The sequence below is a fragment of the Fluviicola taffensis DSM 16823 genome (genome assembly GCF_000194605.1).
In the GTDB taxonomy this organism is placed as follows: domain Bacteria; phylum Bacteroidota; class Bacteroidia; order Flavobacteriales_D; family Crocinitomicaceae; genus Fluviicola; species Fluviicola taffensis.
Genome location: NC_015321.1, coordinates 4,459,446 through 4,473,056, shown reverse-complemented (window position 1 = coordinate 4,473,056; position 13,611 = coordinate 4,459,446). Strand labels below are relative to the sequence as shown.

General features: G+C 40.0%; 4 protein-coding genes. All 4 read right to left on the bottom strand.

All coding sequences use genetic code 11. The features are described 5' to 3' along the window. Position 1 precedes the first annotated feature (1 nt). Positions 2–1,276, bottom strand: coding sequence for a T9SS type B sorting domain-containing protein (locus FLUTA_RS19645; RefSeq protein ID WP_169312105.1), 1,275 nt, complete (start codon positions 1,274–1,276; stop codon positions 2–4). Between the two features lie 5 nt (positions 1,277–1,281). Beyond that, positions 1,282–10,761: a LamG-like jellyroll fold domain-containing protein gene (locus FLUTA_RS19640; RefSeq protein WP_013688657.1), complete on the bottom strand. Its 9,480-nt coding sequence runs from the start codon at positions 10,759–10,761 to the stop codon at positions 1,282–1,284. Between the two features lie 198 nt (positions 10,762–10,959). Continuing rightward, on the bottom strand, positions 10,960–11,655 hold the full coding sequence (locus tag FLUTA_RS19635) for a LytR/AlgR family response regulator transcription factor (RefSeq protein WP_013688656.1): 696 nt from the start codon (positions 11,653–11,655) through the stop codon (positions 10,960–10,962). A 37-nt stretch (positions 11,656–11,692) separates the two neighbouring features. Next, positions 11,693–13,507, bottom strand: coding sequence for a sensor histidine kinase (locus tag FLUTA_RS19630; protein WP_013688655.1), 1,815 nt, complete (start codon positions 13,505–13,507; stop codon positions 11,693–11,695). Between the last annotated feature and the right edge of the window lie 104 nt (positions 13,508–13,611).

Genomic DNA, 13,611 nt, shown 5'->3' with positions numbered 1-13,611 from the left:
ATTAATTGACGATTGTAATATATCCTTTGAATATTTTTTCTCCACTGCTGAAATGATAGTAATAGGTGCCTTCCGGCAGAACCTGATCATTCTTTTTGCCATCAAACTCATTGGAGTAATTCGAGTCCTTGTGAAATACATTTTGTCCGAACTGGTCATAGATGTTCATCTCGAAGCTGGTATAGATTTCCACATTTTGAATGGTGAAATAATCATTTTTTCCATCTGCATTGTTTGAGATATAACTAGCAGCGGGGAGAGGAAGATCCAATTCTTCAATTTGGAGTACCTGGATATCAAATGCTTTTTCAAAACTGAGTCCCTGGGAGTCTGTAGAGCGTAACCGAATGTGATAGACCGGTTTAATATCATAAATAGCTTTGGAATTGAGGTACAATTCATTTCCAATAATGGTGAATTGGCCATTATCCGAATTGTTGGTTCCGTTAACCAAATCGTAGGTAAAAGAATCGTTCGGATTGTCGTAATCAAGTGTAGAGAAATGACCAACCAAATAATTGAAATCATTGTTCTCATAAAGACTCATGGAATCCAGATAGATATCGCTTGGGGCATTCGGTGTGTTTTGAATTTGAATCAACAAGGAATCCAAATACGAACAACCTGCTGCGTCTGTTACTTCAATAACAACCGTAAATGAATCTTGCAGGGTGACATTGAAAACGGAGTCAACAATCAATTGATTCGAATTAATGCTGAAAAAATGATTATCGGCTCCACTTCCCGAAAGTACATAACTGACAGTTTGCCCTTCTGGTTCGGTAACAGTTAATGTACCAACCGAAGAACCAATTGGGGCATCTTCAAAGACTATGTGGTTGCTGATTCCCAAATTTTGAGGAGCATGATTGTTGGTGATCAAAAATGGTTGAGCGATTGTTCCTTTCACGCTTGCAGAAACAAAAGGGATGCTGTCAATAGCTGCTATTTCTGAATTGCTGGTTTGAATGAAAAACTGAAAGTCTACTTGTTCGCCAATGGAGTTATTACTATAAACTGTCAAAAAACCAAGCATTTTTCCTGCTCCGGCGTTGACATTTGTTCGGACAATACCTCTGCATTCTCCATTTACAAAAGCAGCAATGGCATTATTGGTATTGTTCTCCAACTGACAATTATTGGAAATGATTCCGGTTACTGTCATGCGGTATTGGTAAGCCGTTGTATCAACACTCCAGCCTGCCGGAAGCTGGCTATGCCCCAGAAGGGCACAGCATAGGCTTACGAACAATAAGATTAAGATCTTCAATTGCATGTTCATTATTTATTGGATGAATATTTAATTCCTTTTTTCTGGTAGATTACTCCGTCTGTGGAAGTAAATCTTACATAGTAGGTTCCGTTTACGATTGCTGTATTGGGTTTGCTTTGCCACTCGTAGTGAGAAACTGCGGTCAACTGTTCGCTGTAAACAGTTCTTCCTACTAAATCGATGAGTTCCACTTTCCCGGAAAATTCTTCGGGTAATTCAACTGCAAAGGAATGACTAAACGGATTCGGACTGATCGTGAATTGATTTTCAAGAGTAGGTGTTAAGCCCAGAGAAGAATCAAATCCACTACAAACCTTATCGTCAGCCAATACAACTTGGTATGGTTCATTTAAACTTCCGCTTAGTGCATTCTCCATCAGTTGGATACTGGTTTCAGATGCTAGTTTAGAACCGTCAGTGTTGTTGAAAAATTTCAAAGACAAAGACTCGTTTTCTTCGTTTCCGTACAAAGTCATAAAGAAGATGTAATCTTCACCGTTTAGTGCGAGTTGCGGGAATGCATATCCTCTCATTTCACCGGTTTGATCAAACGCACCGAGTACCATATCCGGAGCAGTTAACTGCTCGATACACATGTTGGTAGTTGCAATCATGTTCATTGTTTTTTGGTATTTCCCAACATTTAATTCATAGAATGGAGTTGGTCCATCTACTTCTCCCGATCTTAAGTAAGCCGTTATTGGATAATGGAATGAACTTGCTGCAGTTGTTTTTAGGGCGTAGCCTAAACCTGGTCGCATGGTATTCAAAGTACCGTTCCAGGTTCCACTCAACCCATCGTAGATCGCGAATTCATATTGTGATTTGATCAGATCTCCATCTTGTGGCGTATAATTCCCCAGAGCTTCTTGTAACGAAAGATTTTTGGTTGACATGAATCCGATCCAGTTCCATCCCGGTACTACATTTATTGCGGCATAAGACGAATCAGGATGAACTCGTGACCCTAACAAAATTAGCGTGTCAGCCAGTTGTTTTTTTACACGATAAGAAGCCACATTTCGGTATCCTCCGTTTTGTGTTAAGTTACCAATCCACTGTGTAGTAGGGTCAAATTGATCGTAAGACGATTGGCTCATAGAAATATCTCCTTCGGTGAACATCAAATCTTCAAACAATTCATTACTACTTCCTTGCTTGTTTGAGTTAAGAGGTAAGGAAATCCAAGTCCAACCTGCAAGTAATGGAATTTCTTTTTCCAATACCAATGAAGCTTCAAAGGTTACCGGTGTTGAGATTGTTCCTAATACATCACCTTCATTGAAAAAGATTGAAGGAGTAACGATCGGATACAGGTTTCCGGTATTGGCATCGTAAATTTTGAACGAAACGGAATCTCCGATTTGTTGGTTGCTATACAGATTCAGGAATACTTCGTAGCGATCATAACTTGCTACATATTCCAGGTTTCCTAATGCTACAATGGAATCATGCATGAATCCCGCAATCAGGGTTTCTGTGTTGCCATTCAGGACACCATCTAATTTAATTTCACCGATCACAGACATCGAGTATTGGAAATCTGAAGGATCCACTGTCCAATCCGGAGCATTTCCTTTCACATTTAAACCAACTCGTAATATTTCGTTGTAATTGAAATCAGTAGTCAATGCAATATCAGCGTAATATTGTCCCACATTCAGTCCGTCCTGAAGCGTGAAGTGCACGATCATGGAACTGTTTGGAGCAATGGTTCCGGAAGTAATATCAGCGGTCAACCAACCTGGCAGATCAGACAATTCGAATTCTTTCATCGCCCCACCGGTATTTAAAATAGTACTTGTGAATTGAAGATTGGAATCCACTTCGATTTCAAAATCCAACACATCGTCTGCCCAGTAAACCTGATTTTTGTTAAGGTATGCAATCCATGTTTTCGGTGATTGCATTTGGTTGGCCTGCAAATCGTATACATTTTTCACCGTGATATCGATCGTCTGATGTTCCAATAACTCTTGCGATGTAGTTGGAGTAATGATGATCTTATCATTGTTCAATGACCAGGTGAAGTTCACGTTCTCTACCGGTCTTGGTAGTTTTATTACTGGAGTTTGGTTGGAAGTGGTTGCTCCACCGAAAGCAGAAGCCGTAGCCGTCGGGTAGGTAGTTACCGTATTGGAAACAGAAGCTGTTAAAGTTGGAACACCCATTACTGAAGTATAGGCTTCAAACGGAATATGTGCTAACAAGGCATATTCGTCTCCCTGCATTCGGTGACTTAAATCTCGTTTCACTTGTTCTGTTTTACGGGATGCATTCCACAAACGGAATTCATCGATTCGGCCCTGGAAGTGATTATCCTGAACATACGTTCCGCCACTTTGCATATAACCTCTTGCTCCTAACGTATAATAAGAACCTGCCAGTGCTCCGAAACCAATCGATTGAACGGAATTTTGTTGCATTCCATCAACAAATGCGGTCAGGTTTGCATTTTTGTTCAAAACCAAAGCAAAGTGATGCCAGCTTCCATCGAAATAATTGGAATCAGTTGCTAAGAAGTCCAAACCATGGTGTAGTACGTGGATTTTTCCTGCCAGGTCTTTGTTAACTTCCCAACCGGTCAATGAGTCTCCACTCAAGCCATCTCCTTTTCCGGAAGAGAATAGGGTAGAAGCGCTTGCTTGAGAAGAGTTAAACCAGAATTCAAGGGTTGCATCCATTTGTCTTGTAACCGGAATCGTTGTTGCATTCACCGCAACATAACTTGTTGTACCGTTAAACTCACCGGAGAATCCGTTTGGATCTACTTGCCAGTTTGCGCCATATAGCACTGCATTACGTTCTCTGATTTTATCTTTCGCAATAATTCCCTGAGCTTCATCCATTTGCCAGTTGTGAACCAATCCTGCTGAACTTCCGTTTAATACCAAGTTCATATTTTGAGTCAATTCACCGGATGTACGCGCTTTATTCCAAATTCTTGCTTCATGCAAATGTCCCTGGAAGTGATTGCTGTTTTGAGGCATCTGTTTTCCAAAATACAGTTTGTCAGTTCCATGAAAGTTCACTGAGAAACTAGCATTTCCGTTATTGAGTAAGATGGCGTTTTGATACAAATAAACTTCATTTAGTTCATAGTTGTAAACAGCCGCATAATGATTCCATTGGTTCAATCCCGAAAGGGTATTATTGGAAAGTTTCGAAACGCCATTCATTAAGAATTTCATTTTTCCAGAAGCATCAAAACCGATGCTGACAGATTCATTCGGATCGATTCCCTGAGAAACAACTACTTGTTCAGTTCCTGTTCCCGTTTGACGAGCCCAGAATTCAACGGTGAAACTTTTGGTTTGTAAACCAACTCCACCGGGAACTTCCACGTAATCATCTGTTCCGTCAAAATTGATGAATTCGGAATGGCGTAATGTACTTCCATTTAATACACCACGAACCTGGAAATTATCCCAGTTGATGGAGCCCAACTCTAGTGGTTCGTTGAACTGAATAGCAATGTCGTCATTCGGATCCAAAATCCCATCTCCAGGACTTGGTGTACCGAACGGATGTGGGTAAACACGATCCATGATTCCGGCAAAAACCGGAGAACTGACCGTAGAGTAAGAACCATCAAAATTTAAGCAATAGGATTGAGCACGTAATTCGTAGTTTCCATCCGGAATTTGAGAAACATCCCAAGGGTAAATCGTAGAAACCGAATTACCTGGAATAATGGAGTCGTTTGGTCCCGGATACTTTAAGAACTGCTCAATCGGCAGCCAAATACTGGAATTGGAAGGTTTCATTTCAAAACCGATCTTATTCAATCCTAAGTTTAAGGTATCATCCGGATTTGGAACTGTATCAATAATTGTTGCTGCCCCGTAATTGTAGTTATATCCCGAAATACCTACGTTTAAAAAGTTTTGATTGTTGTTATTGATGATCCAGTTGTTGTTCGGATTAATCAACGCTAACTCAGTACAAGTAGGAATAAAGTGAACGGATATATAAGATGTATCAGCAATATCCTCCGAACAAGCAGAAGAGAAGATGATCATTAAACTATCGTAATCTGTATATACCGGACCTCTTTCTACAGTCAATGTTTTCACAACAGCTGCCCCGGCAGGAATGGTGTAATACGTATTCGGATCCAATCCGTCGATTTTCACAATAGCACCATGAGGGTTGCTCTGACTTGCTACACGCACACGCATGTCGATATCGTTGTTAACTGTTAACGTACTTTGATTCGTTAAAATCAATTGGTAAACTGCCGATTGACTGGAAGGAATGTTGTATTGTGTAGAAGGTGTGATGGAAATATCCGGTATTTCCCGCTGAGTCGTCGCTAACTGAATGGTTGCCGTTGGATTATCGACATAGCTATGAGAAGTAATCGGGGCATTTGGATTAGCCGGATCAAAATAATGCGGTTGTACAGCACCTTCATACGGACACATGGATCTTCCACCACGGGTTACGAAAATATTACCGGTAGAAGATTTATAGACATCAATACTGAAATTATCTCCGTCATCTCCATCTGTTAAGGTGTATTCAAATGCGGTTGAGTTGCTTTGTGTGACGCTGTTAGAACCTCCTCTCACTTCAGTTAATGCCAGTGATCGTTCCACAGAAGCACCAACTCCTCCTGCTTCCGCTCCAATCAAAGTGCTGATTGCATTTGAAATAGCCAATTCCCATTCTTCCGTATATTCAGATTCTGTTGCTACTTCGTAACTGTTCGTTACAATAGCAGAACCTAATGTAAAGTTGTCAATGAGTGAATTGGCAACCGTATTGTTGATAGCTTCCCATTTTTCGCGTTCATTTCGTGCCAAAGCTTGTTTCCACAGAGCAATCTGTTGATTAATGATCCGTACGGAATCGTTATCGGATACAGCTCCGGTGAATGTATAGGAAGGTCCGGATACATCTGCGCTCTCGAATATAAATGGAGTGTTTGTAGTTGCAGATGCACCGAAAATAGGATCGTCATTATTTGCCCCGAATCCTGGATCCGATGCAGGCAGGTTACTCGTATAGTTTGGTCCGTTCAGTTTGACTGTTCGCATGTCTTCCAATGTTGGAATCACGATGTTTTCAATTTCAGACTGCGTGTAAGAAAAACGGGTTTTTACGGTTGAAGGCTGAATCGCATACCCCAATTTTTTGGATAAGCTGTAGCCTGCCACAGGAGTTCCAAAACAAATGACCCCGGTTGCACAAGCTGCTGTTTCAACTAACTCAATATTATTAGTCGGTCCCACCAGCCAGTTTCTGGATCGCCCAATGAAGATATCTGCATCAGCTCCAACATGGTCTGCATCGTCTCGGGTAGAAACCGAGTTCGAAGAGGTAATGGTTTCGGCAAAGAATCCACCTTGACTACTGGAAGCATCTACAGAGATACCTAATCCGGCTTCAACTGTAATATTTATAGGAACCTGAACACCGATTCCTACCGACTGTTCAAATCCAACGTTGACACTTAAACTGGTTGCTTCACTGGAAGCTTCAGATAAGGAAAATGAACTGGTATTGGTAGTTGCATGGCCACTTGTCCAGGTTGCAGAAGATTCAGAACCTGCGGGGTCACGAAGAATATAATCTACTTTTTCAGGTCCGAGAGTTGCAATTCCTGTTCCTGTAATTTTTGTTCCCAAAATATATCCCCGATAATCCGGATTTAAAGGATAGGAGGTACTATTGGGCTCCCAACGCACAGCCGCTGCTCCTGTCGGAACAACCTGAACCTGCATCACTTTCGTGTAATCAAAACTAGGAATAGCACCTGTACTATTGTTGGGATCCCCGGCAACGAACGAGTAACGTGCTTTTCCATTTGAAAAAGGAATATTGCCGTTCGGATCACTTCCATTTACCAATTCGTTATTGATCAATATGGTTCCTGATAGTTTAACCGTATCCTTGATAGTGTTATCAAAGTTGGTATACTCCTCAATAGCAGTAATATCACAAGAGTACTTCGCACCTTGTTTGAACACCGGCCAGTTGAACTCAGACCATAAGTTCGCACCTGTCGGTGGAGTAATTTGAATGGCGATCCCATTCACATCTAATGACTCTTCTCCGTCAAAGCGCATTCCAAGGGTATCGGTTAATGCAACAATCGGAGCTGTGCGGTAGATGAAATTCAATTCCCGGGTGTATTCAATGGAATCAATGCTTAAAAGACCTCCGGTAGCGGCATCGTAAAGGGTATCGATTTCTTTAATCGGCTGACTGAAATTGGTTAAATTAATGGTGGTAGTCCCATTCGTCAGATTACCTGGATTGATGGTAGGAATGACTCCGGAATTAAGGACAAAAACGGTATCTACTTTAAACTGCATCGGAGGCAGTTTAATCCGATATTCACCCGTGTTTATATCGGTTAGTATTTCAGGGTTGTAGCACGGAGCTCCCACAATCGGAGTCGCGAATCTCAGCTTAGCTTGTCCGATGTTGTTGTTCGATCTTCCCATTCCCGGAGCTTTATCAGCTTCTATTTTTCCTCCTACAACACGGCCCACAACTAAGCGAGTGGTGGTGTCGATGAATAACAAACCAGTCATTGGTTGTTGGAAATCAAGAGTAGGAGTGACTGAATCCGTAAAGACGTGTTGGAATTTTTCTACTCCAACGGTATGTTCACCGATTGGAACGCGTATATCAAAAGATCCACTTGCATCAGTTTTTACAGGAACACCGTTTTTGATGACAGGTGAACCATCAATTAATAAATTCACAGCAGGTACAAAACAAGAAAGGGTGTCTCCAAATGGAATTCCGTATTTGACAGTTCCGGTAACCTGAAAAGAAGAGATATCTTCAAAATCCTGGTTATTGAATACCTGGGATAAATCTCCGATGTAAACAGAACGGCTGTTCGGAGCAAAACTGTGAACTCCTTTACTTGGTACAATGGTGTAATTATCTCCAAAGCCATTGTAACGGATTCCTGAGATTACATAGTTTCCGAGCGGATTGGTGTATGCTACATAACCTAATTGAGCGCTCGAAGGACGATTGGTTGTCCAGGCATAACTTCCGGCAAGTTGAGCATGATTGGCATTGTAAACATTACCAACTTTAGAAACGTCATAAGTAGCAGTACCAACGCCTTCATCGCAATGTAAGTAGAGCTTGAAACCAACCTCGTTACCGTTCATATAACGGCTATAATCTTTTACCGTTGTAGCTGAATCAACAGCAATATTCATCATGCGGAATTCATCAAATTTGAAATGATGTGCGCCGCCAGCGATGATTAATGAATTCGTATTATCAATGATTGTACCGGTTGCCGATGTGCTGGTGACAATTGCCCCGTTGATATATGCAGCCAATGTGCTTCCATCATATTGAAGGGAGATTCCGTTCCAATTTCCTGAATTTACAGAAGCATTTGGAATCGTTACAGAGTAAGATCCGTTACTGGTAGTAATTCCGACTTGGTATCCCGATCCGTTTTGAGTGATCGAATATGCTCCCGACTTCGATAAAACGTTTCCGGCTGTCGTATTGGATGGATTGATCCAAAAATCGATGCGTAAACCGGTTCCTGCCTCTAATGGTGGTTGATCCACGCAAGTTGCAGAACCTCCTGTAAAATCTAATGCATTTCCGGCATCCCCCGAAGAAGCTTCAGCAACAATTTGTGCATCAGCAACGGCAATTCCTCCGGTGTATTCCACATGACCTGAAAGCGTACCCATCGGGTTTCTGAATCCGATATCGGTTGAAAGATTGGATGTTAGTACAGAATCATTGCAATTTTTCTCTGCCACAATCGTGTATTCGTAATAAACCCGTGCATCTGACGTTTGATCGATGAATAAGCCCGTAGAAGGATTTGTTGCAGTAATCAATACTGAATCGGTTGTTCCCAGGATTTTCCGATAGATTTTTACCAAATCCAGGTTTTGAACGTTGTTTACAGACCAGGATAATTCTACCCGGTTGGTGAAGTAACCTTTAGAACCCGTTAGTTTGTGTGTTGCATCAAAAGTTGTTGAAATGTTAGGTGGAGGAATGAGTATGGTGCTTTGAGAGGTCGAAATCAACCCACTAGGTACACAATCTGATTTCACTTTTAGTTTATACGTATATTGACGACAGGTAGAAATACCGTCATCTACAAAAGAAGTGGAATCCGGATTGACATCAAAATAAATGGTACTTCCAAGGTCATCTTGTCGAATGATTTGATAAGCAGTTTCATTGTTCGCGTTATCATCCCAGGTTACGGTTACTGATTGTGTTGCGGAGTTATAACTGGTGGTCACATCGGTTGCTAACGCAGGATCAGCAGGAGATAGACCGGCATCGACAGCGTCAGATGAAACCCGGTTACAATTATTTCTTGCCTGAATAGTATACGAATGTGTTACGCCTCTTGTGACCGTATTTTCGGTTGTTCGGATAGCTCCATTTACCGTGGCTATTGGAGTCCCATCTCGGAAAATGAGAAAGTCCTGTGGATTTTGTTCATACCATCCCCAATCAAGTCGGATTTTTCCTGTACAAAGGTTATCCGTTGCAGTAAAATTAGGTACTTGATTCGGATTATCTTTTAGCTTACCCGTTGCTGAGGAAGAAACCGAACTTAGAATACCAACTCCGGCAGAATTGTTTTGATAGGGTTTCCAAAAAGTTCGGGCTGTGTAGGTATAATCTGTTCCGGGAACTAAAGATGGATGAGAATCAGTATATGCTGTAACGTTCAGATCCGACGCTATTAGTGTTCCATTGCGATAGATATGGGTATAGTATGCTCCGTAATTCGGGCAGGTAGTATTCAACTGCCAATTCTGAAAAGGCATGCTCCAGGTCAGATTGATCGCACTACAATTATTTTGGGAGGCAACCAACCCTTGCGGAGCACTAATTGTTTGGATAGCCAAAGTACTTGCGTAAGATAAGGTATCCAGGTTGTCAGGAATAAGATCATAACGATTGTTCCACTCAATGCGTTGTCGTAACTGAATTGATCCATTGGTTATCAGGATATCTGAAGGAAGTTTAAAACACTGAAAAGTGGCATCACCGGTTGGAGAGTAATTAGCTTGGATATCGTGTGTGTTTGGCCAGGCACTGGTCCCGGAAGCAGAAAATCCGGGGGCAATAGCGGTTACACCAAAGCTTGTTCCACCAGCAGTAACCATTGTTGGCGTTCCGCCTGCAGCATGAATAGCTATCAGTGTCTTCCAGGTATTGTCCTGAGCTTTATATCTCAATGTTGCCGATTCCAATTTATCGTCATCAATGGTAGTACCAGTGAAGTCTCTGAATATACTCCAATCCCATGTAATGGCATATCTACATTGATCCCAACTGATCGTATTGCCTATAGGATAAGGACTCGCATAGGATTTATTGGAATTGAAAACAAAGCCCGAGATTAGAAAAAGATACAAAACAAGTCTTTTTACAGATTGATTTTTTTTCTTTTCCAGAGAACTTGTTGAAAGCAGCGAGTACAAAAGAGGCTTTCGTCGGTGAACAATACTTTTCATAAGTGAATAAATTTCAGAGAACGAAAGTACTTTTCAATTACCCAAGCCAAAAAAATATGGGATGACTGACACGGGTTTGTGACGAATGACATAAAAGGACTTTCAATCGATTTAATTAAATGGATTGAAACAAAAAAGCATCGAACAAGTTGTTTAACCAGTTGATAATAAATGTGTCAAAATGATTTTTTGACAGTGCTATTTTTTATCGGATGCCACTAACTCTTTTAATGCGCTTAAATATAGCCGTGAAACAGGAATCTGTTCATTCTGGATAAAAACGATGTTGTTTGTTATTTTTTGGATACGATTAATGGCAACAGCATAGGAACGGTGTGTTCGAACGACTTTTGACGAAGGAATTTCTGACAAACAATTGTCCATCGTATTTCGGATGATTTTTCGTTCGGAATCCAAATGAACTTCAATGTAATTCCCGTTACTGCGTAAATATTTTAGCTCGTTTTCGTAAAATTGAATTTCTTCCGTACCGTTGCTTAGTGTAAAAACCTGTGCATTCTTTTTTGAATTCTTGTTGATTAACAGGGAGAGATTGACCGCAAATTCATTGAAACGGATGGGCTTCGAAATATAGGCTACGGGTTTTGTTTCCAATACTTTTAAAATGGTAGAAGTATCCGTATTGGCTGTAATGTACATATACGGAATTTCTTTTTTTTGCAAGAGTTTTCCCAGATAAATACCATCGTCCTCATTTTCCAGGTGAATATCCAAAAGTACAATTTCAGGATTCCATTCATCAATGACTCGTATAGCAGAAATACGGTCGTGGGTCATGCGAATGTTTTCAAGTCCCATTTTTAGTAAATGAATCTTAATGGACTCGGCAATGATCACTTCGTCTTCAATAATTAATGTTTTTATTTCTTTCACGGACCTGTTTAACGGGAGTTTGACCCTAAAATGGAGTTCAGATGTTGAATTTCAGATTGTAATAATACCCATTTTTTTTCGTGAGTACATAGTCACCTTTTAACTGCCTGGAGAAAATATCGATTAATTGCATCCCCAAACCTTCTGATTGTTTTTCTTGGTTTTTGATGCTGCCATTGTCATTCACGCTAAACACACAGGAATTTTGCTCAATCTTTAATTGAATGGTAAATTCCGGATTTTCAACTTCATGAAACGCATGTTTAATGGAGTTGGTTAGTAACTCAGAACAAATAATTCCGATCGAAACCATTTTTTCGATCGGCAATTGAATATCTGCAACTTCTAAATTGATTTTTACCTTTTTCTTACTCGAAAATAATTCATCGGAATGTTGAATGAGTTTTTCCAAATAATTTTTCACGAAAATTTGATTGGATTCATTGTTCGTATAAAGCATTTCATGAACTAATGACATGGCATCAATTCTTCTGGAAATATCATTCAGTATTTGTTCGTCTTTTTGTCCTTGTTTCGTTGATTGAAGAAGGAGGATTGATTTCACAAATTGCAAGTTGTTTTTTACTCGGTGATGGACTTCCTGAATCAAAAAATCTTTTTCTTTGTTTTGTACCGTTAAATGATTGGTCAACTTTCGGTTTCGGGACAAAAGCACAATGACAGTCGTTAATAGAATAACTAACACGATCACTACGATGATGTATCTGCTGCTTCTTTTTTGTTCTTCTTTTAAGGCAGATTGCTTGAGTTTATTGTCCTGTTTTATTTTGTCATTTTCAGATTGCAATATAAGAGCAACAAATTCTCCCTTCACTTTTTTTAGTTCACTTTCCTTTTTTTCATAGATGGATCGTTCATTTTCTTGAGAATACAACTCTTTATATTTAAATGCATTCTCGTAATCTTCAATAGCTAAATAAATCGAAGATATTTTTAGATAAATATCTTTGAGGGGATAGTTTAATCGGTTGCTTTTTATTTCATTTTCGATTTCCTTATACCCATTGATTACTGACTTATGATCTGAGTTATTGATATCGGTAGTTATCCAAACTTCTTTGGCCTGTATTGCCTCTTTGATCAAGCCAATATCTCTAAAACGCTTTTCCGAGAGTTGATAGTTGAGTCTACTCGAGTCCAACATGGCATGGTTGTTATACGACATGCTTCTGTAGCAAGCTCCCAGTTCTTTATAAGAAATTGCCTCGTAATAGATGTCGTTTGTTTTTTTTGCCAATTGAATACACAACCTGGAACTTTCAATGGATTCGTTGAGAAGTGTTTTTTCATTCAGGATAGCTGCGCGTCTGTTGGCAACTTTCATCATCAGGTAGTCTGATGGATTTTTTTTTAATGCTTGTTCAACTTGTTCCAATATTGCCAATCCAAGTTCATACTGGCCATTTCCTCTTCGAAATTCAGCATAGGCTATATTTGCATTTAAGATTCCTTTCCGGTTGCGCTCATTCTCAAACTGATGGATAGAACGTTGGTAAAAATAGGCTGCTTTTTTCTGCTCGCCTTGAAACAAGGTGGCTTTGATTAGAAAGTAATCCCCCTCCAATTTATTTGAACGTATTTTTGAACGTGGAATGCTCTTGATAATATTATTTGCCTGGTCGAATTCCCAATCTCTGGTATACCATTTACTCAGGAATAAACTCAACGAAACTTTCTTCTTTGTCCATTTTTTTTCAGTATTTATTTGCTCTTGGACATACGAAAGAACATCTTCGTATTTTGCATTTTTCATCGTTGCAGGAAGTTCGTATACTTGCGCATGATAGGCAAATGATACGAATAGAATAGGAAGCAACAGAATGATTTTCATCTCCTAAAGATAGAATACAAAACAACAAATAAACTTTTGTGATTTGAAAAACAAATGGATGCGCTCTTGAATGAAACGAGAAAACGTACAATTTTATCTTAAAA

What these genes read in the sequence shown, in the direction of transcription:
- FLUTA_RS19645 (WP_169312105.1), bottom strand. Translation starts at nt 1,276, where the DNA reads ATGCAATTGAAGATCTTAATCTTATTGTTCGTAAGCCTATGCTGTGCC.
- FLUTA_RS19640 (WP_013688657.1), bottom strand. Translation starts at nt 10,761, where the DNA reads ATGAAAAGTATTGTTCACCGACGAAAGCCTCTTTTGTACTCGCTGCTT.
- FLUTA_RS19630 (WP_013688655.1), bottom strand. Translation starts at nt 13,507, where the DNA reads ATGAAAATCATTCTGTTGCTTCCTATTCTATTCGTATCATTTGCCTAT.